The sequence below is a fragment of the Gelidimonas diazotrophica genome (genome assembly GCF_055694025.1).
Genome location: NZ_CM146349.1, coordinates 675,072 through 699,915 on the forward strand (window position 1 = coordinate 675,072; position 24,844 = coordinate 699,915).

Annotated in this window: 23 protein-coding genes and 1 pseudogene; 16 read left to right on the forward strand and 8 right to left on the reverse strand. The window is 53.4% G+C overall.

Annotated elements, in window-relative coordinates:
• The first annotated feature begins 93 nt into the window (after positions 1–93).
• Positions 94–1,149, forward strand: coding sequence for an acyltransferase family protein (locus KGFNPO_RS03155; RefSeq protein ID WP_472633053.1), 1,056 nt, complete (start codon positions 94–96; stop codon positions 1,147–1,149).
• 32 nt (positions 1,150–1,181) lie between these two features.
• Here KGFNPO_RS03155 and KGFNPO_RS03160 read toward each other — a convergent pair whose 3' ends face one another.
• Positions 1,182–2,087 (reverse strand): beta-1,6-N-acetylglucosaminyltransferase, encoded by a 906-nt coding sequence (locus KGFNPO_RS03160; RefSeq protein WP_472633055.1) that lies wholly within the window; start codon positions 2,085–2,087, stop codon positions 1,182–1,184.
• Positions 2,088–2,287: 200 nt separating this feature from the next.
• Here KGFNPO_RS03160 and KGFNPO_RS03165 point away from each other — a divergent pair, with 200 nt between their 5' ends.
• The 5 genes from KGFNPO_RS03165 (at position 2,288) to KGFNPO_RS03185 (ending at position 5,912) form a co-directional block, all read left to right on the forward strand.
• Positions 2,288–2,590 (forward strand): putative quinol monooxygenase, encoded by a 303-nt coding sequence (locus tag KGFNPO_RS03165; protein WP_472633056.1) that lies wholly within the window; start codon positions 2,288–2,290, stop codon positions 2,588–2,590.
• Positions 2,591–2,740: 150 nt separating this feature from the next.
• Positions 2,741–3,220: a YybH family protein gene (locus tag KGFNPO_RS03170; RefSeq protein ID WP_472633057.1), complete on the forward strand. Its 480-nt coding sequence runs from the start codon at positions 2,741–2,743 to the stop codon at positions 3,218–3,220.
• Between the two features lie 105 nt (positions 3,221–3,325).
• The gene (locus tag KGFNPO_RS03175) at positions 3,326–3,748 is read left to right on the forward strand and encodes a VOC family protein (protein WP_472633058.1); all 423 of its coding nucleotides are present in this window, start codon (positions 3,326–3,328) and stop codon (positions 3,746–3,748) included.
• A gap of 677 nt (positions 3,749–4,425) precedes the next feature.
• On the forward strand, positions 4,426–5,085 hold the full coding sequence (locus tag KGFNPO_RS03180; protein ID WP_472633059.1) for a peroxiredoxin: 660 nt from the start codon (positions 4,426–4,428) through the stop codon (positions 5,083–5,085).
• 77 nt (positions 5,086–5,162) lie between these two features.
• The gene (locus KGFNPO_RS03185) at positions 5,163–5,912 is read left to right on the forward strand and encodes an MBL fold metallo-hydrolase (RefSeq protein ID WP_472633060.1); all 750 of its coding nucleotides are present in this window, start codon (positions 5,163–5,165) and stop codon (positions 5,910–5,912) included.
• 136 nt (positions 5,913–6,048) lie between these two features.
• On the opposite strand, the gene KGFNPO_RS03190 is transcribed toward KGFNPO_RS03185, so the two are convergent.
• Positions 6,049–6,396, reverse strand: coding sequence for a hypothetical protein (locus KGFNPO_RS03190; RefSeq protein WP_472633061.1), 348 nt, complete (start codon positions 6,394–6,396; stop codon positions 6,049–6,051).
• A gap of 204 nt (positions 6,397–6,600) precedes the next feature.
• Between KGFNPO_RS03190 and KGFNPO_RS03195 the strand changes: the two genes are divergently transcribed.
• Together KGFNPO_RS03195 and KGFNPO_RS03200 are read left to right on the forward strand one after the other, a co-directional pair.
• Positions 6,601–7,050, forward strand: a complete 450-nt coding sequence (locus tag KGFNPO_RS03195) for a hypothetical protein (RefSeq protein ID WP_472633062.1) — start codon at positions 6,601–6,603, stop codon at positions 7,048–7,050.
• Between the two features lie 210 nt (positions 7,051–7,260).
• On the forward strand, positions 7,261–7,647 hold the full coding sequence (locus KGFNPO_RS03200) for a hypothetical protein (RefSeq protein WP_472633063.1): 387 nt from the start codon (positions 7,261–7,263) through the stop codon (positions 7,645–7,647).
• Positions 7,648–7,955: 308 nt separating this feature from the next.
• Here KGFNPO_RS03200 and KGFNPO_RS03205 read toward each other — a convergent pair whose 3' ends face one another.
• From KGFNPO_RS03205 to abiEi, 3 genes are all read right to left on the reverse strand, one after another.
• Complete coding sequence (locus KGFNPO_RS03205; protein WP_472633064.1) at positions 7,956–8,258, reverse strand: hypothetical protein; 303 nt, start codon at positions 8,256–8,258, stop codon at positions 7,956–7,958.
• A gap of 66 nt (positions 8,259–8,324) precedes the next feature.
• Positions 8,325–9,245, reverse strand: coding sequence for a nucleotidyl transferase AbiEii/AbiGii toxin family protein (locus tag KGFNPO_RS03210; protein WP_472633065.1), 921 nt, complete (start codon positions 9,243–9,245; stop codon positions 8,325–8,327).
• The gene (gene abiEi, locus KGFNPO_RS03215) at positions 9,245–9,778 is read right to left on the reverse strand and encodes a type IV toxin-antitoxin system AbiEi family antitoxin (RefSeq protein ID WP_472633066.1); all 534 of its coding nucleotides are present in this window, start codon (positions 9,776–9,778) and stop codon (positions 9,245–9,247) included. Before abiEi ends, KGFNPO_RS03210 begins: the two co-directional genes overlap by 1 nt.
• Before the next feature lie 579 nt (positions 9,779–10,357).
• Between abiEi and KGFNPO_RS03220 the strand changes: the two genes are divergently transcribed.
• The 5 genes from KGFNPO_RS03220 to KGFNPO_RS03240 all read left to right on the forward strand — a co-directional run bounded on the left by KGFNPO_RS03220 (position 10,358) and on the right by KGFNPO_RS03240 (position 14,883).
• Positions 10,358–10,870 (forward strand): DUF2726 domain-containing protein, encoded by a 513-nt coding sequence (locus KGFNPO_RS03220; protein WP_472633067.1) that lies wholly within the window; start codon positions 10,358–10,360, stop codon positions 10,868–10,870.
• A gap of 48 nt (positions 10,871–10,918) precedes the next feature.
• Complete coding sequence (locus KGFNPO_RS03225; RefSeq protein ID WP_472633068.1) at positions 10,919–11,401, forward strand: DUF4124 domain-containing protein; 483 nt, start codon at positions 10,919–10,921, stop codon at positions 11,399–11,401.
• 298 nt (positions 11,402–11,699) lie between these two features.
• The gene (locus KGFNPO_RS03230; RefSeq protein WP_472633069.1) at positions 11,700–12,899 is read left to right on the forward strand and encodes an SIR2 family protein; all 1,200 of its coding nucleotides are present in this window, start codon (positions 11,700–11,702) and stop codon (positions 12,897–12,899) included.
• Positions 12,889–14,649 carry an ATP-binding protein gene (locus KGFNPO_RS03235; RefSeq protein ID WP_472633070.1) on the forward strand — a complete coding sequence of 587 codons (1,761 nt, stop codon included), beginning with the start codon at positions 12,889–12,891 and terminating at the stop codon, positions 14,647–14,649. Before KGFNPO_RS03230 ends, KGFNPO_RS03235 begins: the two co-directional genes overlap by 11 nt.
• 48 nt (positions 14,650–14,697) lie before the next feature.
• Positions 14,698–14,883 carry a KTSC domain-containing protein gene (locus KGFNPO_RS03240; protein WP_472634376.1) on the forward strand — a complete coding sequence of 62 codons (186 nt, stop codon included), beginning with the start codon at positions 14,698–14,700 and terminating at the stop codon, positions 14,881–14,883.
• Between the two features lie 319 nt (positions 14,884–15,202).
• Here the strand turns inward: KGFNPO_RS03240 and KGFNPO_RS03245 are convergent.
• Together KGFNPO_RS03245 and KGFNPO_RS03250 are read right to left on the reverse strand one after the other, a co-directional pair.
• Positions 15,203–15,292, reverse strand: a pseudogene (locus tag KGFNPO_RS03245) (YciI family protein); the annotation flags it as partial.
• Between the two features lie 64 nt (positions 15,293–15,356).
• Positions 15,357–15,833 (reverse strand): VOC family protein, encoded by a 477-nt coding sequence (locus tag KGFNPO_RS03250; protein WP_472633071.1) that lies wholly within the window; start codon positions 15,831–15,833, stop codon positions 15,357–15,359.
• Between the two features lie 106 nt (positions 15,834–15,939).
• Here KGFNPO_RS03250 and KGFNPO_RS03255 point away from each other — a divergent pair, with 106 nt between their 5' ends.
• Positions 15,940–16,500: a VOC family protein gene (locus KGFNPO_RS03255; RefSeq protein WP_472633072.1), complete on the forward strand. Its 561-nt coding sequence runs from the start codon at positions 15,940–15,942 to the stop codon at positions 16,498–16,500.
• A gap of 242 nt (positions 16,501–16,742) precedes the next feature.
• Here the strand turns inward: KGFNPO_RS03255 and KGFNPO_RS03260 are convergent, their stop codons facing one another.
• The gene (locus tag KGFNPO_RS03260) at positions 16,743–21,656 is read right to left on the reverse strand and encodes an NAD-glutamate dehydrogenase (protein WP_472634377.1); all 4,914 of its coding nucleotides are present in this window, start codon (positions 21,654–21,656) and stop codon (positions 16,743–16,745) included.
• Between the two features lie 477 nt (positions 21,657–22,133).
• Here KGFNPO_RS03260 and KGFNPO_RS03265 point away from each other — a divergent pair, with 477 nt between their 5' ends.
• Both KGFNPO_RS03265 and serS read left to right on the forward strand, forming a co-directional pair.
• Positions 22,134–23,417 (forward strand): replication-associated recombination protein A, encoded by a 1,284-nt coding sequence (locus KGFNPO_RS03265; RefSeq protein ID WP_472633073.1) that lies wholly within the window; start codon positions 22,134–22,136, stop codon positions 23,415–23,417.
• An 85-nt stretch (positions 23,418–23,502) separates the two neighbouring features.
• Positions 23,503–24,792 carry a serine--tRNA ligase gene (gene serS / locus KGFNPO_RS03270; protein WP_472633074.1) on the forward strand — a complete coding sequence of 430 codons (1,290 nt, stop codon included), beginning with the start codon at positions 23,503–23,505 and terminating at the stop codon, positions 24,790–24,792.
• Positions 24,793–24,844 lie beyond the last annotated feature (52 nt).

The following is a 24,844-nucleotide window of genomic DNA, read 5'->3' on the forward strand; positions in this document are numbered from 1 at the left end:
GATACCGCTCTGTGTGAACTATTTGCCCTTATGCGCCACCAACTCCGGGTGGACATAAGCAATCAATAAGCAATACGGGGAGAGAAAAGAGAAATGGATGTGGTAATTCAAAAAGGTGCCGACAGACACGACCAATTAACAGCGCGCGCTCCAAAGGGCGCAGCTGCGAGGGAAATCTTGTGGGACTATGCGCGCGGCATCGGAATCTTGCTGGTTGTGTATGGTCACGTTTTAAGAGGGCTGAATTCCGCCGGAATGGTGCCCGATGATCACTGGATAATGGCATCCGACTATGTCATTTATACCTTTCATATGCCGCTATTCTTCCTGCTGGCCGGGATGAACGCTGGCAAAGGACTGGCCCGGGGCGGCTTCTTGCACAGCAAGCTGATGACGATCCTCTATCCCTATTTCTTGTGGTCCCTGATACAAGGATTGGTTCAGGTAATCATGTCGGGCAGCACTAATATTCCGTTCCACCTTTCAGACCTGGCGGCAGCCATTGTTTGGAAACCGCTCGGGCAGTTCTGGTTTCTGTACGCGCTATTCCTGTGCCATATCTTCGTTTTCTGCACTACTGCCAACCGCCTGCGGCTAACCCTGTTTGCGCTGGCGGCGTATGTAGTGGGCATCAACTTCCAGTGGGGCATTCTGTCGCAGTCGCTGCAATTTTTCCTCTTCTACGCAGTCGGACTATTGGCGGCGCAACATCTGAAGGCAATCGTTGATCGGCTGGCGAATCCTGCCGGCATCGCCGCCACTTTCATGGGCATGGGGGTCTGTATCTATGCGGCCAGGCAGGTCGGTGCTTATTCCGATCCATGGGCATTGCCGGCGGCCTTCCTCGGCATGCTTCTGGTGCTCCAGGTATCTGCAGTCTTGGCGCGTTCGAACAGGATGCGGATGATCGAACTGCTCGGCCTGGCGTCGATGCCGATCTATCTGATGCATATCCTGGCTGCCAGTGGCGCACGTATCGTGCTGTCGAAGTTCGGGATTACCGACATGTATCTGCATCTTGGGATCGGCTTTTCACTGGGGGTCTTGTTCCCGCTGGCGTTCTATTACTGCATCACCTTGCTCAAAAAAGAGAAATTCGCCGGCTTTACCCGAGGGGCCGCCGCCTTCAATAAATTCCGGCAAGCTTAAGTGCGCTTGCCTCCAACGAGTGCAATGCATTGCTAACCGACCTCTTTTTCAGCTATTTGCTGGTCCAGCATCGCTACCAAATCTCCGGATTCATCTGCGAACTTTCTGGCAAATAGCATTTCGCCCGCACCATAGGTATCGTCCGGCGCGAACGACGATGTGGCCTGAAACATAGCCAGATGCTGCTCCGTGATACATGCGGGACTTGCCCCGCCGGCACCCCAGTCGGTATAGGTCAGGTTACGGACAATGCTTGATTTGAAATGGGAATTGCCGAGGATGGTTTGAAACAACGTTTCATCAGGGCAGATTGTGTTCCTGAAAAAGTCCACTGCTTGCGTCTGCCGTGTCACAAAGGCCAGAATATAGTCACAGGCTTGGCGCGAAAGCGCCCACCAGGTGGAACCTGCGTACGGAGCAAGATCGCCAAGATAGGCCTTGTAGTCGCGCGTATGCGGTACCACGCCGGCCATCATCAGCACTTTTCGTATTGCCCTGCTTATCAGCGGGTCTCCGGGGCGCAGCTTATAGGTGGTCAGCCGGGACAGTGATTTCCCCGCCGCTGCGGAGGGCATGGCAACCAGATTCATGAATTCCTGGTGCGGATGATTCTCAAAGAATCGCTCTATGGACGCCGCCGGGCGCAGCGGATAATCGGCGCCGCTGAGAAGCACGAAACGGTCAAAGCGGCATCGATCCGCGACAGCGCTTCGAAGCAGAACGAGCATGGCCTCGACTTGTGAGAAATCGCCCCAGAAGACAGGCACCCGCTCTTGCATCAAGTGGATGTTCTGCCCCTTTATGCGCAGAAAAGGATCGATCTTGGATTTCTGGTCGATGTGTATGAAGAAACTGGAAGAGCTCGTGGACAACGCTGTTATCAGTCGTCGGAGATGCTCTGGATTATTGTGCGCGAGTACGAGATAGGCGATCTTCATGGAGTTATACGTTTGCCGGATAACGTGGGAAGTCACTGGCAATTCTGGTTGTGACAATTGTACAAACCTTAACATGGTTTTTTTCGGAGCTGCGGGTGCTTCAAGCCATGCCAGCCGACAGCGCACCCCGTCAAGATAGATTTTCTTGGTGCCCAAGCTATACTAAAAGCAGAGCATCCGCTCTCGATAGGAGACAAATCATGGTCAAAGTCGCGTTATTCGTGCGTCTGGAAGCAAAGCCCGGCAAGGAGCAGGAGGTAGAGAATTTACTTCTGAGCGGACTTCCTCTGGTACAGGCCGAAGCGGCCACTACTGCCTGGTTTGGAATCCGTCTGGGGCCTTCCACGTTTGGAATCTTTGATGCCTTCCCGGACGAAGCGGGGCGGCAGGCGCATCTTTCGGGCCAGCTCGCCGCGGCCCTGATGGCAAAGGCGTCCGAGCTTTTCGCCAGCCCTCCGTCGATCGAAAAGGTGGACATCCTTGCAGCAAAGTTACCCGCTTAAGCAGGTTCATAAGCAGGTCCATAAGCAAGTCCATAAGCAAGCCCGGCGTTCCAGTCGACCTCTGTGCCTTCGCAACCCGGCAGAGTTGCGCTTAGGCGTTCGGCGTTTTCAATCTGCATCCTGAAAATCTATCGAAAAGGCGCTCCTGATATGACAACCAAAACCACCAAACTACACGACCAAACCCGCGACCAAGCACGCGACCAAACCGACGACGAAGCCCAGATTCGGCAACTCATCGCAGACCAGGCAAGCGCCATCTGCGCCAAAGACCTCGACCGCCTCATGGCCCACTACGCCACAGAAACCATCGTCTTCGATGTGAAGCCGCCGTTCCAAACCAGAGGGGCGGATGCCTGGCGTCGTGTTTGGGAGGCGTGCCTGCCTTACTTCCCGGCCTCCTTTGGCACAGAAACGCGGGACCTCAGCATTATCGTCAGCGGCGACTTGGCGTTAGCCCACTGGCTCTGGCGCTTCAAAGGGAAAAAGGACCATCCGGCGCTGCAGACCTGGATGCGCAACACCGCTGGCTACCAGCGGATTCAGGGCAGATGGCAGATCGTGCATGAGCATTGCTCGGTTCCTTTCAATCCGGAAACGTCGAAAGCCGTATTCGCTCTCGAACCTTAGCCAGCGTTGAAACGCCCAGTGCCGCAACACGGGTTTAGTGAAAAAAATTTGCAGCGGACACGGCAGGCAAAATCGGGCGTTATGCGCCTGCAAAGGAAGCCAAAAATGAAACCACGCATTACCGTTATTACAATCGGTGTTGATGACCTGGAACAGTCGCTGCGGTTTTACCGCGATGGTCTTGGATTCCCGACGCAGGGCATTATCGGCACAGAGTTTGAGCACGGCGCGGTGGCATTCTTCGATTTGCAAGCGGGTTTGAAACTGGCGATTTGGCCCCGAAAAAGTATTGCACACGACGCCGGCATTCCTTTAGGTCTTCCAAGTCAGAGCGAATTCACCGTTGGGCACAATGTATCGTCGAAAGAAGAAGTCGATGCAGTGATGGAACAAGCCAGGAACGCCGGGGCAACTATCGTGAAACAAGCTCACGCTACTTTTTGGGGCGGTTACGCCGGCTATTTCGAAGACCCCGACCGTCATTTGTGGGAGATCGTGTGGAACCCACAGTTCGAGATTCCCGATTGAGGCACAACAAATCATTCCAGCGGACCAGAAAAAGGCAGTATTTTTTGCCGTCCGCTTATCTCCAACGTGCGTGCCGGGCATGGCACACACTATGCCGGGCAAGTCCGGCAACCATATGGCGGCCTGAGAAGAACTCTGTGTGATGTTAAATACGGTGGGTATGCCAATAAACATGGCATTTCCCGCACAGTTCCATTGCGTATTAAAAAATACAGTTTGCAGTATATTTTTAGAAAGTACGCGCTGCATTCCGCGTTGTAGGGTGCGCCATGCGCACCTTTTAACCGACTCCAAAATTAAATCCTCAACATTGGTGTCGACGTTCTGGTGCGCACGGCGCACCCTACGGCGTTGCATTCCTCGGCGAGCGAGCGCCAAAACATGCGTTTAATCCTGGCGGCCCTGCCCGCAACTCACGACCAGCAACGGATCTCGCGCAGTGCTACGGGGCGCAGCGCGGCGTCCAGGGTTGCCGCCAACTGCAGATCGGCGCCTTGCCGACACGCTGGCGTTGCGTGTTCTTTGCGTTTTCACAAACTGACTGCTGCTGCATGGCTTAAGGTTATTTTTGCGTGACGTATTACTAACAAAAATGACTTTGATGCAGGATGAGCAAAAAACTGTCACACATTCAACACAAGCCGAACACGCTGATTTAAACATCAAGGAGAATGAAAATGTCACTACGAATCAATGATGAAGCGCCAAATTTTACGGCCACCACAACGCACGGCGTACTTGATTTTCATGAATGGATTGGTGACGGCTGGGCGATACTGTTTTCCCACCCCAAAGACTTTACGCCGGTATGCACCACGGAACTGGGCTATATGGCGAAACTGGAGCCTGAGTTCAAGAAACGCAACTGCAAAATCATCGGCTTAAGCGTAGACCCGGTGGATGACCATGCCAGATGGGCAAAAGATATTGAAGAAACACAAGGTCATGCGGTCAACTATCCGATGATTGGCGATAGCGACCTGGCGATAGCAAAGCTATACAACATGTTGCCTGCCGATGAAGCTGGCACCTCACAGGGCCGAACCGCGGCCACCAACGCCACCGTGCGTTCTGTGTTCATCATTGGTCCGGACAAAAAAATCAAGCTGATGCTGACTTACCCAATGACGACCGGGCGCAACTTCGACGAAATTCTGCGGGTACTGGATTCAATGCAGTTGACTGCCAAACATAAGGTCGCTACCCCGGTGAATTGGAAAAGTGGCGAGGACGTCATTATCGTGCCGTCGGTATCCGACGCCGAGGCAAAAGGAATGTTCTCGGACGGTTGGAAAACTGTGAAGCCGTATCTGCGTTTGGTCAAGCAACCGCACTAAAAGATTCCCAAACGTGCAGCCGAGTGGGGCGCGTCATAAGCGGCGCGTCCTGTACCTTGAACGTTAAAGGCGCCGCCGTGATCTTCCGACAGTTGTTCGAGCCCTTATCCAGTACCTATACCTATTTGCTGGGCTGCGAGGAAACCGGGCAAGCGGTCCTGATCGATCCGGTCATCGTGTCGGTCGAGCGCGATCTGGCCGAACTCAGCCGGCTTGGATTGACGCTGGCCTACAGTCTGGACACTCATATTCATGCGGACCACATTACCGCCGCGCTTGAGTTGAAGGAAAAAGCAGGCAGCAAGATTGCCGCGCCGGCGTTCGACCGGCTTCCTTGTGCCGACCTCGGCATCGAGGAAGGACAACCCTTTCAACTGGGCAGCATTCGGTTGCAACCGCTGCATACGCCGGGCCACACCGACGGACATTTCGCGTATTTGTTCGGTGATCGCGTATTCAGCGGCGACGCACTGTTGATAGACGGTTGTGGCCGCACCGATTTTCAAAATGGCGATGCGGATGCCTTGTACCAGAGCGTGCACCAGAAACTATTCGTGTTGCCGGAGGAATGTCTGGTGTATCCGGCGCACGACTACCAGCACCGACACGTCTCGTCGATTGCGCAGGAAAAGAAGCGTAATCCTCGCCTCGGCGAAGGGCGCACGCTGGCGCAATTCAAGGACATCATGGCGAATCTGAATTTGCCTTATCCGACGTTCATTGATTTCGCCGTACCGGGAAACAAGCTGTGCGGCGTTTGCCCGGATCATCTCCCCGGCGATCTTGAGAAATATTGTCGTCACATGACCGATAGTCCGCAGGGATAACGGGCGCCGAATTGAAAGGACGTACGGTGAACCATCCACCAGCCATACGAGCATCAGAGAGGGGACAGAGCACGGTTTTCGATCTCAGAAAACCGTGGTCTGTCCCCTATTAATTTTGCTATTAATTTCTCCATTTTCAGGGTAATTTTTCTTGAAACTTTTTGTTTGTTTTAGCTTGCTCAATTGCATGATTAATTGTCGAGTTCAAAATGGACGGTGCATGAGCGTTCTCTTCAACTGGCAAATAAAATGACCCAAAAAAATCAGGTCCAGAATCGCTGAAGATCCAGACGCATGCGCTAATTTCAACATGTCCAAAGTTTCTTTTTGAAGAAGAAAAGCCAAAGTCAACCACGCAAGGAACCCCAAGAATTACCAACTTAGCCTCTTCATGGGCCGTTGATTCTTTGGACTCTTTAACAAAAGACGCCTTGGCTTTGCACTGCAAATAGAGCCGAGACGCCGTAGCATCGTCAATTTTCATAATCATTGTTTAATTGCTTACCACGCATCCTGTATAGGAAAATTTAGCTTTCGGAATGGTGGTTAAAATATTAATCGTCGGTACTTTTAACTGATATCCATGGATAATTCAGGTGTTTTTCAGTAATTTTACAGTAACTATATGTTCGTTATGGAACTTTTTAGTTCTGTAAAGTTACTTTGTAAGTTGGTAGCGTTGCGACACATGGACGCCACAAACGAAACGATCAGACAACAATTCAGCGAACGACTGAAGAAAGAATTCATTCGTGCCGGATTGCCTGTCTCAAGCCCCACTCAGATTGCGAACGAGTTCAATCGCCAGTACCCCATACACAAAGTGACGGCCCAAACGATGCGTAAGTGGTTGTTGGCGGATGCTATCCCTACGCAGGCGAAGCTTTTGGCGCTTGCTGACTGGCTTGGCGTGTCGCCTCAATGGTTACGATTTGGCATGGGAGCGCGGAAGCCGTCGAAATCAAGTGAAATCACGTCTGATGAGACTGCAGTCCAATCAGAAATCATCGTCGTTGGTCAGCAGCAGGCCGTGCTCGTTCCTGTGGTCGAACTCTTGACTCGCCTGTCTCCTTCAAATGTGCGTTTGGTAGAAAATATCGTTCGGTGTGTACTTGCCGAGCAGGACATCAATGCATGATTGACTGTTCAAGGCCGTAAGCCGCACACCGTAGGGCGTCAATAAGCGCAGCGCTTGCAGGGCGCATATCCGCTTGCAAGCGGATACCGTTTCGCAGGCGTGGGGCAATGCCCCGCGAAACCCCTGCTGCACCATTGCGCCGCATGGTTTCAGTCTCGGTAAGGCAACCCATCAGCGCAGATGCTACCTGCGTTTTTTAAGAAAACGATAGTGGAAATCAAAGATGCAGGCATCGCGAGGTGTCCTCTATCCCGATTCCTCATCATGGAGCGAGCGATGCCTGGCACAACATGGACCGAATCCGAAAAGAAGATCGCGCGTCGCGCGTTCGAAGCGGCTCTGCAACGCGAACTTGCCGATGTCATGGCAGAGTTAAAGGCGCGGGCAGCACGTGCGAAAACACCTGACGACATGTGGGCTGTGCAGGAGTACCTCGCACGCATGCAGCGGGAAATCGATTCCAAGTACGACTATCGCTATTCGCAGCTGCTTATCGTCTTCGGCAGGCTGCTGCGCGAGAAGCGTATCGAAGACGACGAACTCAAAGGTTTGGCCGAAGAGAAGCTTGCCACCATACGGCGTGTTGCTTCTTTATGAACGAGCAAGGTGCGGCACCCTGCGGCCTGAACAAGGCCGTAAGCCGCACATCGTAGGGCGTCAATAAGCGCAGCCCTTGCAGGGCGCGTATCTGCTTGCAAGCGGATACCGTTTCGCAGGCGTGGGGCAATGCCCCACGAAACCCCTGCTACACCATTGCACCGCATGGTTTCAGTCTCGGTAAGGCAATCCATCAACGCAGATGCTACCTGCGTTTTTTAAGAAAACGATAGTAATGTCGGTTGGGTTGACGCTTTATCAGCCCAACATTCTGCGAACAAATGTTGGGCTAAAAAATCTAGCCCAATCTATGAACTACATCCCGCGCCGGGCGAGTGCCAAAGCATCTGTTTAATCCTGGCCTTGGCCGCTAATGCGTTCTCGATGGCTGCCGCCATCACGTGGCACCAAACGGAAAGAGGCACACTAGAAACCATCCGACATTTCGGTGCAGCGGCGTCACTATCCTTGGATATCCCCGCTTTGGAGAAGATTGAATTGCCGGGCAACGGCAGTGCCGATTGATTCCATCCCGGCACATTGACATAATATTTTGTCGCTTTTCCTACCCCGCGTGAAATCAACCCGCCTTTTTGCAACAAATCGGTCAAATCCCGGGTGGATGAGCCGTATTTTGACTATATACGGCTCAGTGCACAGTCTAAGCCCTATGCGGGCTACATCTTGAATGTGGGTTCTTCATCTTCAGTGGGCTCGTCTGTCAAATGACTCGCCATGGCAGAAAAGAGTCCATTCACGGTCTTGACCAGATAGCTGAGAAATTGCGGATTGTCGAGTGTCTTGCCGATCGTATCGGAATCGATAAAGCGCAGCATTTGGTCCTTGAAGGGTTTGCTGGCCACGATCTCGGGTAGACGGGCAATCGCGCTTTGAAGCAGAGCTGGATAATCCTCAATTTTGTAGTCTGCAATTTTCAGTTCGACCAGGGCGGGATTTAACGCGGCGCCCTGCTGAACGAGCCAGGCCAGATCCCAGATATCTCGAAATCGGATGGTTTTGGTCGAGGCGGGAAACGCAATCATCTTGTCTGCCATGACTTCATCCAAGGACTCTGTATTCACCAGCACAGTGTCATAGCCCAGCAGAAAATCGTAATTTGATCGAAGTGGCACCAACTCGCGTGTGTAGGCCGGGATATTGACGATTTCAATTTTGATTTTTTGTGGTGGCAAATCGCGCTGCTGTGGCGCCGTCTCGACGCTGATCTGCCATTTATCCACCTTGACGCCTTGGTACTCTGGCGCGAGCGCCATTTCTTTGGGTTCCTTGACCTCCACATTCAAGCCGTACCGTGCGCCGATGTGCTGCTCGATGCAGGATTTGATCTGCTGCATTTTTGCGGACGTAAAGTCCTTGCCGCCGGCGAAATCCAGATCTTCACTCAAGCGGCTGGAACCGCGGCACAGCCGTAGTGAAGTGCCGCCCTGAAAGACAAGGTTTTTGAGCAGGCCTGTTTTGTCCAGTGCATGAAAAATATCGTAATGGAGAATCTCTTTTTCCACTACCGGTTTCATTGCAACGCGGCCCGGTTGTTCCATGGCAAGGGTGACTAGCTCGTTAAAATCCTGCTTGTCCATTACGCGATCTCCTCTTTGATCATCATGTCAGTGTTGCGTCCTGCGCGGACCAAATCCTGTATCGCAGCTTCCCTGGAAGCGATCCGTAGCGGACGATTTTTCAGGTGGATTGTTCGCCTGATGATTTCTGCTGGCCGGCGTTTAGTGTGTGTGAATTCGATGGTGCCGTAAGGGGTGTCATAGACACCCTTGGCACCCGTGGTCATGATGGTGATGCGCCGGATCGGAACCTGAGAAATAACACCATATTCAGACAAGATGGATTCCATGCTGATGTAGGAAAAACAAGCGCGGCGCAGCACTACTGCAATATCTTCCACGACATTGCTTTTTTTCGACTTGGCCATCGCATTGAGATAGACACCTTTGGTGACCCGTTCCAAAATGCCATCTGCAACCAGGCGCTGCAGAGATTTTTCGAACGCCTTTTCTTTCTCTTCGGGGAAGAGTTTTTCAAGGTCACCTTTACTCAGCACATAAATTCCACGTCGATCCAAGTCTTGCAATGCTCTGAGAGCGTCCATTTTTTTCATGTTGCCGCCATTGCTTGTTCCCTAGTGGTTAGGGTCAATTGCTAATAATTATGTGACCTACGGCTTTAATCTGTCAATAAGTGGTTAATAACCCTACTTTTAATTAGGGTTTGCTATCACTAAAATGTGTCAATGGTTACTTGAGCTCGTTAAATTTTCATGTGCAGCTGCTTCGGCTGGGTTGCAAATTAAAGCTGAACAACATGAGTGATTTCGGACCGCTGGCAGGTTACCCGTGTGATGTTAAATTGTTGGGGTATGCCAATAAACAGGCATCTGCCGCAATGTTTCAAAGTGAACTAAAAAATACAGTTTGCAGTATGTCTTTTCAGCCGGGCGCGCTATATCCCGCAGCGGGCGCGCCCAAACGTCCATTTGAGCCGGAACCTGGCGCACCGCAAGCGGCGCATTCGTTAGTGCCACATTGCAATATCCATATTATCCGCATCAAAATATTGCTACTATGCAAAATAACAGGCATGACGTCCTGCGCGCCTATCGGCTCCTTGCAACGTGCGGTCGACGGCCCGAAAGCCAGGCTGCCAGGCGGGTATATCCATTAAAGGTTGAATAAAAACAATGAAATCAATTTCTCTGTTGCTGCTGGTCGTGGCGATTGCGGCAGTCGTTCTGGCTTTCCTTAAAGCAAAGTCGCAAGGCGATTCCGGCAATGAAGCGTGGCCTTTTTACGCAAAAAAACCGCTGTCGCAGCCGGAGCAGGTCCTTTATTTTCGCCTGATCGACGCGCTGCCTGGACACATCGTCCTGGCGCAGGTGCAGCTATCGCGCTTGCTAGGCGTCAAAAAAGGCAACAACCACCAATCCTGGCTTAACCGCATCAACCGCATGAGCGCCGATTTTGTCGTGTGCAATAAAGATTCTTCCGTCGTCGCTGTGATTGAGCTTGATGATGCATCGCATCAAAAGCCCGACCGCCAGGCAGCCGACGCGAAGAAAGACAAAGCTTTGGCCGCAGCCGGAATCAGGATGATCCGCTGGCAGGTCAAGGCGATTCCCAACCAGTCGGCGATCCAGGCGGCATTGCTGCCCAGCCCGTCAATCACGCAGGACGCGCTGAAGCGTGCGTCTTGATTCAGCCGCCCGGACACTTCCGATGCGCTTCGACGTAAGGCAGCAGTAATGCATAAACACGCCCTCATCCTGTGCCTGCTATGTGCCAGCTCGGCGGTCTTTGCAGCCGACATCAATAAATGCGTTGTCAACGGCAAGACGATTTATTCCGACCAGAGTTGCCCAAAAACCGCAGTGTCCAGGCCGCTGGAGTTGAATCATGCCGCCGGCATCATCTCGCCTGATCGGGCGACTGTTACAGACACCATTAACAGAATGTATGACGAGCGGTGGGTTAACGCGGTACCCGGCAGGACCATTACCCGCACCACCACCCGCAATGGGAACACCGTGACCAATACTATCGACAACCCGCTGCCGGTGCAGCGCGCCAGAGCCCAGCCGAACAAGGCCACCATCTGTGCCGACAATGCCAGCTACATCAAGCAACTCGACGGCATGGCGCGCCAGCCGCAATCGGGAGCAACGCAGGACTGGATCAAGGCGGAAAAGGCTAGGACGCAATCGGGCATGTTCGCGGCCGGGTGCTGACAGGACATGATGTGTGCAATGACGGATGTGCAACTTTAGCTGCATGGAGGAAGCACTGGTCCTGCTGTAATTATTTATAAGAAATAGTAGGGTATAAGTGAAAGCATGCATGTTCCAGCAGGTATTTAATGAGGATTGAAAAATACAGTTGGATGTATATGTGGCTGGCGAGGATCGCGTAGTTGGCGCTGAGCTTGCGAAGCCCAATATTCGTTAGCAAAATCTGCGAGCGCCTGATGTTGGGCTTTGTAGACCAACTTACGTTCTGAGTTAAAAAAAATACAAATAGAGGGCACTAATGGAACACATAAATGTTGTTAGAGAAACCAGAGAATTAAAAAGTCAGTTGTCATATTCAAAGAATATTGGTTTTTTCATGGGTGCGGGAACATCGTGTGCGTTGGGCTTGCCAAACATTGCTAAACTAACAATTGATATAGAAGCGTCTTTACTTGAAAAATCTTTGGTGCCATTCAAGATCGTTAAAGATGATCTTGAATCGAAATTGAGTGATCAAAAAATTAGCATTGAAGATATTTTGAATCAAATTCGAAGAATCAGAGAAATAACGAATGAAAGAGAAGATCGGAACTATCTCAATATAAATGGAGTTTGTGCTAAAAATTTAGATATCGAAATTTGCAAAAAAATTTATAACTTAATAAGTAAAAAAGAGTTGGTGGCTGAACTTAATGTTCCTAAGAAATTTTTTGCATGGCTTAATATGCAGAACAGAGATTTTTCTAAAGAAATATTCACTACAAATTACGATTTAATAATTGAAAAATCACTGGAAGAGATTCGCGCACCATATTTTGATGGATTTGTTGGCTCCTATGAGCCTTTTTTCTGGCAAGAAAGTGTTGAAAGAATTGTTCGTAAAAATGATTTAACACAAAATTGGATTAGGCTTTGGAAAATTCACGGCTCTCTAAGCTGGTTTTGGAAAGAAAGCTCAAATTTAAAATCAAATAAAGTTATTCGGCTAGGAAAAATAGAAAACATTGAGGAAGAAAAAAATGAAATCGTCATATATCCATCTAAGGAAAAATATGATTCATCAAGAAGACAACCATTTTTAGTTTATTTTGATCGTTTGAAAAATTATCTTCTCAGCGGAGAATTGTTGTTTATTTTTAGCGGGTATTCATTTATTGATCAACATATAAATGAAATAATATTTAATTGTTTGCGTCAAAACAATAGATTAAGTGTGATTGTTTTTTTCTATAGCGATGACGAAGTAAAAAATTTACAAGTATTATCAGCTGGATATTTGAATTTAACTGTCTTTGGTCCGACGACTGCTATCGTAAATGGTATTTATGGTGCTTGGAAGTTTGATGAGTCAGATTTGAAGTCAAAGGAGAAGTATGAGACTTTTTGGAATGCGGAGGAAAGCAAATTTTTATTAGGTGACTTTAATTATCTCGTTGAATTTCTCGTTAGCAATTCTGGTCGTCGCGATGAGATAGAGATTGCTGTAAATGAAAACTGATTCGACTTACTTGGGGTTAGTTATTCGTGTTGATTCCAGCACTGTTGAGGTTGAGCTCTCAGATGACATTCCTTCTGCAGCGCCGATAATTAATGGTCGATTATATAAGATTGGTCAAATCGGAACCTTCGTCAAGATGCCAATGGGGAATATAACCATTTATGGAATCGTGTCTGCGGTGAGCAATCGGCCGTTTAAGGACGATGACGACGGTAATAACATTTCTGGATCAAAATTTCTTTCTGTTCAATTAATTGGCGAAAAAATTGGTGATGATGAGTTTGAAAAGGGAATTGGAACGTATCCGACTATAAATGACGAAGTGCACTTGGTTATCGAAAAAGATTTATTTGAAATTTATGGAGAAAAAGACGCTGGCTCAATAGAAATTGGAAAACATTCGTCGTCAGATAATTTAAGCGTGTATGTGGATTCCCATAATTTAATATTGCGTCATTGCGGAATTCTTGGCTCAACAGGAAGTGGAAAATCAAATACCACCGTAAGCATCTTAAAAGCCATTTTAGATGGCTATGCCGGATCAAGAATAGTGTTAGTCGACCCACACGGTGAGTATGCATCGGCATTCCCTGATTCAAAAATATTGAAAATTGGAGATCCAGATACACCATTATTTATTCCTTTTTGGTTAATGACATTTGACGAGTTGGCATTTTTTTTAGTTGGTGCAGATCAGAAAGATGATCAAAAAATTGACTATAGAATGTTGCGAGATTTAGTGACCAGCATGAAAAAGGAAAATTTCAAGTTGAAATCTGGGATTGTCAATAAAGATCTCATTACTGCAGATTCCCCTATTCCATTTAGCGCCAGAAAATTGTGGCACGATATGAATTGGAGTCTCAATGCCACTTTTTCTACTGCAACAAAAGATACGCAAAATAAATCGACGGTAATGGGCTTAACTGAGGGGGATGCTGAGCAGTTGATCCCAGCTACATTTACGCCATATACGATGAATAATCAGGCTCCGTATATGTCGAAACACAATGATTTTTATTCTTATGAGAAAAAAATTCTTTCGCGACTAAAGGATTCTCGTTACGATTTTCTCTTCAATCCAGGAGAATATAAAACTTCTGACTCTACCAAGGATCTTCATCACTTACTAACGGATTGGATCGGTAGTGATAAAAAATTGGCTATTTTAGATTTAAGTGGAGTGCCTTTTGAAGTCTTGGATATAACAATAGGATTGATTACAAGATTTATCTATGACAGTATGTTTTGGGGGCGAAATGAATCATATACAGGCAAGAAGCGACCACTCTTGTTGGCTTATGAGGAGGCACATACATACCTCGGCAAGAATGATAAAAGTAGCTATTCAAAGAGTGCTGTTGAAAAAGTGTTCAAGGAAGGTCGGAAATTTGGCGTTGGCGCACTCGTCATTTCACAGCGCCCGTCTGAGTTATCAGAAACGATATTGGCTCAAATCGGTACGTTTATTGCATTGCGATTAACAAACTCTGGTGATCAAGCTATTGTCAAATCATCTGCGCCAGATAACTTAAATAGTTTGATGGATTTATTGCCGTCGCTGCGAATTGGTGAAGCGGTTATTACCGGTGAGGCGATCAAGATTCCTTCTCGAGTACGCTTAAAGTTGAATAATCCACGTCCAACGAGCGAAGATCCAAAATTAGTGGAATGTTGGAGCAAGGAGCACAAACAAAATGATGAAAATTATAAGACGGTAGTAACAAAAATACGTGAACAAAAATTGTGATTTACAAAGGGAGTTTATAAAATGGATCGAAGAAATATTGAATCAACCATGATTCGGAGTATTGGGCATGACTCGACAACATCAACACTTGAAATCGAATTTAATTCAGGAGTAATTTGGCAATACTATGATTTTTCTGAGTCTGCTTGGCATGAATTTGATGGAGCAGAATCACACGGAAAATATTTTCACGCGTCGATAAAAGGCCAATTTAATGAGACTCGTGTGGGGTAATAAATTTTCTTGGTGAAACTTTTCTTGGTTTCCCTTCGGTCGGCCTTTTGTGTATTGGTCTGCGGTCAGGCCGCCCAGAAAATTGTCATCACCCGCATCCAATAGTTTTTGCAGCGTTTTGCGCTGGCGTGAGTTATGAGCCGTATTTTTCTTATATACGGCTCAAGGCCGTAAGCAGTACACCGTAGATACTCTGTTCAAAATCAAGTGATTTTTAGTTTGAAACAGGATTAATTTTGCTTGGTGTTGCATAGAAGCGTGTGTTGTCGAAAGGCTGGTTATTGGAGATCATCCCGTGCAAGGCATGAAGCAATTTGCGCATCATCGCTGCAACTGCCTTGGCATCCGGCATCGTGCCAGGAGCTGCCTTTTCGTATCCTTTGGGGATCATCAGCATCATGAATCGCATGTCATTTCTCCTTGTGCTGTCAGATGGGTTGGCGCTGATTGGATATTGATCCACCCTGCATGATCTAAATTCCGGACTGTTCAGGACTCCCTTTCTGCATCGCCTGTTGCATTTCTTCCGGACTCACATCGCGAACGTGGGTGGCGATCGACCAATAATGACCAAACGGGTCTTCGAGCATGCCATAACGATCGCCCCAGAACATGTCATCGAGCGCCATCTTGACCGTAGCGCCGGCGTCGACCGCACGCTTGAATGCAGCGTCGACATCCTTGACATACAGATGGATGGTGACCGGCGTACCTTTCAGCGACTTCGGTCCGAACGAGCCCCACTCGGGAAATTCGTCGACCAGCATGACGGCCGAATCGCCGATACGGATTTGGGCATGCATCAGTTTGCCCTGAGGTCCTGCGAGTCGTCCGACTTCGACTGCATTGAACGCCTTCTTGTAAAAAGCAATGGCATCGGCCGCGCCGGCACAAACCAAGTGCGGCGTTACTGTGCGCATCCCATCTGGAATAGGTTTTACTTGCGGCATGGTAATTTCCCTTCTGGATTCGGGTTAAGGAACCGGCTTCCGGACGAAGTCGGCCAGCTAGACTTGCGCTTTGATGGTGCGACGAACGACGCTGGGCAAAATCGACATGACAAACGAATTTTTTGGAATTTTAGCGCGATCTGACGTGCTTACATTGATCAATGTCAGACCACAAGCGCAGCCGGTAAAGGTGGACCTTTCCGGTGCTGGCTATACTCAAAACAGTCAATCCGATCCTGCGGTTCCAATTCAATCAGGAGAAATTCAAATGGAAACGCCAAAATTCCAGTCCACAGCCCGCAACGCTGAGCGCATCAAAGGCGCGGTTGCCGTCATCAACGTCCAGGATGTCGAATCGACGCTGCTCTGGTATCAGAATCAACTGGGTTTGCAGATAGAATTTGCCGACGGCGACCCTGTGGTTCACGGTTCGGTGCGGGCCGGGAACACGTCAATTCACTTTCACCAAGCCGATCCCACGCATCCCGCCACGGTCTGCATGATGCTCTACGTTGACAAACTGGATAATTTCTTTTCTGACATTCAAGGAGCAGCGGTGGACATCGTATCCGAACCGGCACTCATGCCGTGGGGTGTGCGGGGCTTCTATGTCAACGATTGCAACGGCCTTCTGGTTGCGTTTGTTGAACCGTCAGCAGGGCCGTAAGCCGCATGCCGCAGGGCGTCCTGCGGCCTGTTCCTGAACTCGCAGCCGGACGGTGGCCTGAACATGCCCCATATTTGATATTAAACATGGGGTATGCCTATAAACATGGTATTTGCCGCATATTTTCATTGCGGGTGTTAAAAATACATAAAGCAGTATATTTTTTGCGGTCACGCGCTGCATTGCGCAGCTGGCGACCGCCAAAACCTCGATTTAATCCAGCCTCCTTTTGTAGTAAGCCGCTACAAACACCGGATCTCGCGCAGCGCCACGGTCAGCATCGCGGCGTCCAGCGTGCCTGCCAACTGCAGGTCGGCCAGCAGCTTGCGGTAGCGCGCCAGTGCGCTGTGATCGTTGCCGGCCCAGGCCTGCAGGATGGTCTCCGTGTTCTGTTCGTCGGGACTCAGTGCGAGTGCGGTTGCGGTGAGCGTGCGGTGCGCGCCCGCCAGGTCGTCGAGCAGCGCGGCACGGGCCAGCGTCTGCCATTGACTGTCAGCCGGCAACAGCCCGATCTGGTGGTGCAGCCAGTTGATGCCGAGGTCGCCGCCGAAGCCGAAATACACCGCAGCCACCAGGTCTGCCGGCCGCTTGCTCGCAGCCGCGACTTCGGTGATGTCGAGCGCGCAATACAGCGCGTCGCATTTGGCGATCCGCAGCGCCAGGTCGACCGGCACCCCGGCGGCGCTGAAGCTGGTGGTGCTGGCTTCCAGTTGAGCCCGGTCGGGGCCGATCAACAGCGTGCCCAGGTGTTCCGCCAGTGTCGCCACGCCGGGCCGGAAGCGTTCGATCACCGCCGTCATATTCTCCATGTCCTGCTGCTGGCGGTGCTGCAGGAACCACAGCGTGCCGCGCTCGGCCAGTCGTTCGGCCTCGACGCTCAGCGCGATCTGGGTCGCGTAGCCGATGTTGCTGTCGAGTCCGCCGATCGCCTGCCACAGGCTGACCAGGCCGAACACCTCGCGCGCCAGCAGGTAGGCGCGCACGATTTCGGCCGGCCTGGCCCCGGTTTCCTCCTGCATCCGGTGCACGAATACGCTGCCGACCCGGTTGATCATGCTGTTGGTCACATGGGTGGCGATGATTTCGCGTTTCAGCGGGTGCTGCTGCATGCTGGCGCGGTAGCGTTCGCGCAGCGGCAGCGGGAAATAGCGCTCCAGCGCGGTGGCGACATATGGGTCATCCGGCAAGTCGGAGGCGACCAGTTCCTCGCACAGCACGATCTTGCTGTACGCCAGCAGCACCGCCAGTTCCGGCGCGGTCAGGCCGGCACCGGGATCGCTGGCTGCCAGTTTGCGCGTGTGCAACTCTTGTTCGGTCGGCAGAAATTCCAGTTCGCGCTTGAGTTTGCCGGCCTGCTCCAGCGCCTTGATGTAGCGCGTCTGCGCATCCAGCAGTGCGCTGCCGCGGGCGCGCGTGATGGACAGGCTCTGGGTCTGGAAATGGTTGTCGCGCAGCACCAGTTGCGCGATTTCGTCGGTCATGTCGGCCAGCAGTTTGCTGCGCTGCTTGGCGGTCAGTTCGCCGTCGGCCACCACCGCATTCAGCAGGATCTTGATGTTGACTTCGTGGTCGGAGCAGTCGACGCCACCCGAGTTGTCGATCGCGTCGGTGTAGATGCGACCGCCGCCGAGCGCGTACTCGATCCGTGCCAGTTGGGTGAATCCCAGGTTGCCGCCTTCGCCCACCACCTTGCAGCGCAGTTCGCTGCCATCCACCCGCACTGCATCGTTGGCGCGGTCGCCGACTTGCTGGTTACTTTGCTGGCTGGATTTGACGTAGGTGCCGATGCCGCCGTTGTATAGCAGATCGACCGGCGCTTTCAGGATGGCCCGGATCAGGTCGGTCGGCGTCAGCGCTTCGGCCTCGATGCCCAGCACCCGCCGCACCTCGGGCGACAGCGGCAGCGACTTGGCGCTGCGCGGGAACACGCCGCCGCCGGCCGAGATCAGGCCGGGGGCGTAGTCGGCCCAGGACGAGCGCTCTAGCGCGAACAGGCGCTCGCGCTCGATAAAGCTGGCCTCAGCCTGCGGCTCCGGGTCGAGGAAGATGTGGCGGTGGTCGAACGCCGCAACCAGTTTGATGTGGCGCGACAGCAGCATGCCGTTGCCGAACACGTCGCCGGACATGTCGCCGATGCCGGCCACGGTGAAGTCTTGATTGCGGATGTCATGTCCCAGTTCGTGGAAATGGCGCTGCACCGATTCCCATGCGCCGCGCGCGGTGATCGCCATTTTCTTGTGATCGTAGCCGACCGAGCCGCCCGACGCGAACGCATCGCCGAGCCAGTAGCCATACTCCTGCGCGATGCCGTTGGCGATGTCGGAAAAGGTGGCAGTGCCCTTGTCGGCCGCCACCACCAAGTACGGGTCGTCGGCGTCGTGCCGCACCACATTCGGCGGCGGCACCAGCTTGCCGCCCACCAGGTTATCAGTCAGGTCCAGCATGCCGCGCAGGAAAGTCTGGTAGCAGGCCACGCCTTCTTTTTGTAGCGCATCGCGGTCGCCGACCGGTGCCTGCTTGAGCACGAAACCGCCTTTCGAACCGACCGGCACGATCACCGCGTTTTTCACCATCTGCGCCTTGACCAGCCCCAGCACTTCGGTACGGAAATCTTCCATCCGGTCGGACCAGCGCAGTCCGCCGCGCGCCACCTTGCCGCCGCGCAGATGCACGCCCTCGACCCGCGGCGAATAGACGAAGATCTCGAACATCGGTTTCGGCTGCGGCAGGCCGGGTACCAACTGCGGATTGAACTTGAACGACAAATATGACTTAGGTGCGGGCTTAGGTGCGGACTTAGATGCGGACTGCGGCGCAGCGGCGGCGTCGACCTGGAAGTAATTGGTGCGGGTGGTGGCTAGTATCAGCGCCAGGTACTGGCGCAAGATGCGGTCCTCGTCCAGATTCGCGACCTGCTCCAGCGCGGTCTCGATCGCAGCCGTCGGCGGCAGAGTAGGGCCGCGCTGTTCGCGTGCTTCGAGTACTTGCGCCGGATCGAAGCGGGCCAGAAACAGTTCCAGCAACTGGCGCGCGATCTGCGGATAATGGGTCAGTGTCTGGCGGATGTAGGGCAGGCTGAAGGTGAAGCCGGCCTGCTGCAGGTACTTGCTGTAAGCCCGCAGGATCACCACCTCGCGCCAGGTGAAGCGCGCGCTCAGCACCAGTCGGTTGAAATCATCGTTCTCCGCCGCACCGCGCCAGACTTGGGCGAAGGTGTCCTCGAACAGGCCCTTGACCTGGTCCATCGCCAGTTCCGCGCCGGCCGCAAAGGTCATCGAGAAATCGTGAATCCAGACCGGCGCCGATTCCAGCGGCACGATCTGGTACGGATGGTCGTCTTGCACCAGCACCCCCATGTGCTCCAGCATCGGCAGGCTGTCCGACAATGGCACCGGCCCGCCGGCATGAAACAGTTTGAAATGCAATTGCTCGGGCTGCGCTTCGAGCCGCCGGTACAGCGCCAGGCCCAAGTTTTGACTCGGCCCTGAACCTGAACCTGAATCCGAACCCAAACCCAAACTTTGCTGCGCCAGCTGCTCCATCATCTCGATGTCGTGCACCGCCAGCCGGGCCGAATAATCTTCCCGGTAGCCGGCCGGAAATGCGCTGGCATAGCGGCGGTAGAGCCGGGTCGCGCGCTCCTCGCCGCAGCGTTCCAGCAGCGCCGCGTACACCTCGTCCTGCCAGCGCCGCCCGGCCTGCGCCAGCCGTGCTTCGAGCGCGGCCACGTCGAACTCGGGGATGCCGCTGCCGGGCCGGGTGCGCACGGTGAAATGGATGCGCGCCAGCGGCGACTCGGACAGTTGCACATTGAATTCCGCGCTGACGCCGTTGAACGCCTCCAGCAGAATCTGTTGCATGCGCAAGCGCAACTCGGTGTTATAGGTGTCGCGCGGCACGAATACCAGACAGGACAGGAAACGGCCGTAAGGGTCGCGCCGCAGGAACAGGCGGGTGCGCTGGCGCTCGTTGAGGCGCACGATTCCCATCGCGTGCTGCAACAGGTCATCCTCCTCGACCTGGAACAGTTCGTCGCGCGGGTAGGTTTCCAGCACCATCCGCAAATCCTTGGCGGCGTGGCTGCCGGGCAGCAAGCCGGCGCTGCGGATCACGTGTTCCACCTTGCGCCGCAACAGCGGGATCTGGGTCGGATTGGCGGTGTAGGCGTTGTGGGTGTAGAGGCCGAGGAAACGGTGCTCGCCGTCCACCTGGCCCTGGGCGTCGAAGCGCTTGATGCCGATGTAGTCGAGATAGCCGGGACGGTGCACGGTGGCGCGCGAATTGGCCTTGGTCAGCATCAGCAACTGCGGCACCCGCGCCAGCCGGCGCGAATCCGGCGGCAGCACCGCGAAGCTGGCCGAGCGTTGCTGCTGGCTCTGGCGCAGGATGCCCAGCCCCGAATCCGGCACGATGCGCAGCACGTCTTCGCCGCCTTCGGTCACCAGGTCGTAGTCGCGATAACCGAGGAAGGTAAAGTGGCGTTGCCCGGCCCAGTCCAGGAACGCCTTGATCTCGGCCGCCTGCTCGCGGTCAATGGGCGCGGCATCGATCTCGGCGCTGACTTCGCGCAAGCGCGCCAGCATCTGCGGCCAGTCCTCCACCGCCTTGCGCACGTCCTGCAGCACGCGCTCGATGCCGGTCCGCAACTGCTCCAGTTGCGGACCGGTCTGGCGGTCGACCTCCATGTGGATGATCGATTGCAAAACCCCATCGGCGGCTTCGGTGTCCAGCAATGCGATCAATTCGCCGGCGGCGTCGCGCTTGATGCGCAGCACCGGGTGGATCAGCAGATGCAGGGTGAGGCCCTGGCGGTTGGCTTCCATCGTCACCGAATCGACCAGGAACGGCATGTCATCGTTGACGATTTCGACCACCGTGTGGCCGCATTGCCAGCCATGTTCTTCGAGGCGCGGATTATAAACGTGCAGCTTGGCCGCGCCCGGGCTGAAACGGCGCAGCAAATTCCAGTGCGACAGCGCCGCCCCGTACAGATCCTGCACGTTGCGCTCGCGCAAGTCATCGGGATCGACCTGCGCAAAGTATTCCTGCGCAAAGCGCACCAGTGGCGCAGTGTCCTGCCCCGCGCAACGCTCTTCGATCAGTGCGCTGATCTTGCCGATCAACTCCGCTTTGGTTTCTTCGCTGTTGGCCACGATTCACCCTCTTGTTTTACGGTTAGTCGGGCGACTGCTGACGCCCGGCGCAAACGGGTTGCCCGGAACCAGTCCGGTTTGTTTCAGCTTAGACGACGCAACGGAGAAACCAAAGCTGAAGTAGGACGAAATGCATTGTTTTTGCGATAACCAGAATGGGATAGACGCCAGCTCTGGAGCGCTAGAGTTGCATCCGGGCAGCGAAGGGCGTAACCGTGTTCGATAACAGGTGCGGCAGAGCTTTTTCTCTAACCGCTATTTGATGATAAACAGGGCGGGTATATCTATAAACATGGCATTTTCCGCATAATTTTATTGCGGATGTAAAAAATACATTGGATAGTATGTTTTATTTTCCAAAAGGTCCGGCTGGACAAAAAATCGTGGGGCGCAATCCCCGGCCGCGGCGCGGACCGCGGGATCACAGTCCCGCATCGGCTGGACTACAATCTTCTTTCCCGACTTTATGCTTGCCCACCAATGACTTTGATCCCTTTAGCCGAACGCCTCCGCCCCAAAACGCTGGACGACGTGATCGGTCAGCAACACTTGCTTGGCGCGGGCAAACCGTTGCGCGTCGCGTTCGAATCGGGCGAGCCGCATTCGATGATCCTGTGGGGGCCGCCGGGCGTCGGCAAGACCACGCTGGCGCGCCTGATGGCCGACAGTTTCAATGCGGAATTTATCGCGCTGCCGGCGGTGCTGTCGGGAGTCAAGGATATCCGCGAGGCGGTCGAGCGGGCGCAGGTGATTCGCGCCAATTCCGGTCGCCGCACCATTTTGTTTGTCGATGAAGTGCATCGCTTCAACAAGAGTCAGCAGGATGCATTTTTGCCGCACGTCGAGAGCGGTTTGTTTACCTTCATCGGCGCGACCACCGAGAATCCGTCGTTCGAAGTCAATGGCGCGCTGTTGTCGCGTGCGGCGACTTATGTATTGAAGTCGCTCACTGACGATGACTTGCGCATGCTGGCCGATCGCGCCTGCGCTGCTGAACTGGATGGTTTGCAATTTGCGCCAGATGCCAAACTGACGCTGATCGCGAGCGCCGACGGCGATGGCCGCAAGCTATTGAATACGCTGGAAATCATCGCCCGTGCGGCACAAGCCAAAGATGTGAAAGAAGTCGATGCGGCGCTGCTGGTGGAGTGTCTGGGCGACACGCTGCGCCGTTTCGACAAGGGCGGCGACGCGTTTTACGACCAGATTTCAGCGTTGCACAAATCGGTGCGCGGCTCCAATCCGGATGCGGCGCTGTACTGGTTGTGCCGGATGCTCGATGGCGGCGTCGATGCGCGCTACCTGTCGCGCCGCATTGTGCGGATGTCTTGGGAAGACATCGGGCTGGCCGATCCGCGTGCGATGCAGATTGCCAACGATGCCGCCGCCACCTATGAGCGTCTGGGCTCGCCGGAAGGTGAATTGGCGCTGGCGCAAGCGGTGATCTATCTGTCGATTGCGGCCAAGAGCAATGCCGGTTACATGGCTTACAACCAGGTCAGAGCCTTCGTTAAGCAGGACAAGTCGCGCCCGGTGCCGGAGCATTTGCGCAACGCCCCGACCAAGCTGATGAAAGAATTAGGTTACGGCAAGTTGTACCGCTACGCGCACGACGAACCGGAAGCTTACGCCGCCGGCGAAACCTATTTGCCCGACGGCGTCGGCAACCAGCATTGGTACACCCCAACCCCGCGTGGACTGGAAGGCAAGATCGGCGAGAAAATGGCGCATTTGCGGGAATTGGATAAAAAGGCGAAAAACTAGATACGTGATGGGGTGCACCCATCGCGGGGAATAATACGCGGCTTGCTACAATGTTGGTTTCGTCACCAGAGTCCGACAAACCCCCATGATCGACATCCAATTACTGCGCAAAGACATCGACAGCGCCGCCATCCGCCTGTCTGCGCGCAAGTTCCAGCTTAATGTAACCACTTTCAATGCGCTCGAAGCCGAACGCAAAGTCATCCAGACCCGCACCGAAGATCTGCAAGCCAAGCGCAACGCGCTGTCCAAGCAGATCGGCATGCTCAAAGGCAAAGGCCAGGACACCTCGGCCGTGATGGCGGAAGTCGCCGGTTTGGGCGATGAACTGAAAAATAACGAAGGCGCGCTCGCCACCGTGCAGGACCGCATCAGCGAATTCATGCTGGCGATTCCGAATCTGCCGCACGAATCCGTGCCAGTGGGCGTGGACGAAGCCGGCAACGTCGAGTTGCGCAAGGTCGGCACGCCGCGCATCTTCGATTTCGAGGTCAGGGATCACGTCGATGTCGGCGCCGCGCTGGGTTTGGATTTCGAAGTGGCGACCAAGATTACCGGTTCGCGCTTCTCGGTGATGAAGGGCGGCATCGCCCGATTGCACCGTGCGCTGGCGCAGTTCATGCTCGATACCCATACCGAACAGCACGGCTACACCGAATGCTATACGCCGTACATGGTCAATGCCGACAGCTTGCGCGGCACCGGCCAGTTGCCGAAATTTGAAGCGGATTTGTTTTCAGTAAAAAAAGGCGGCGTGGAAGGCGAGGGCGAGACTTTTTACCTGATCCCGACCGCTGAAGTGCCGCTGACCAACATCGTGCGCGGCGAAATTGTGGCGCTTGACGCGCTGCCGATCAAGATGACTGCGCATTCGCCATGCTTTCGCTCGGAAGCCGGCAGCTATGGCCGCGACACAAGGGGCATGATCCGCCAGCATCAGTTCGACAAGGTCGAGATGGTGCAAATCGTCCATCCGGAAAAATCCTACGAAGCGCTGGAACAGATGGTCGGCCATGCCGAAGCCATCCTGCAAAAGCTCGGTTTGCCGTATCGCGTCGTGAGTTTGTGCACCGGCGACATGGGTTTTGGCGCAACCAAGACCTTTGACCTGGAAGTCTGGCTGCCGGCGCAAAATACCTACCGCGAGATTTCATCGGTCTCCAATTGCGAAGCCTTCCAGGCGCGCCGCATGCAGACCCGTTTTCGTAACGCACAAGGCAAACCGGAGCTGGTGCATACGCTGAACGGCTCCGGCCTGGCGGTCGGGCGTACCTTGGTTGCACTATTGGAGAATTACCAGCAGGCCGATGGCAGCGTCGAGATTCCGGCAGTGCTGCATCCGTACATGGGCGGCTTGACGCGGCTGGTTCCGTAATTCAATGTCTACCTCAGCCGCGACACTTTGTCGGCTTCGCGTTTACGATTGA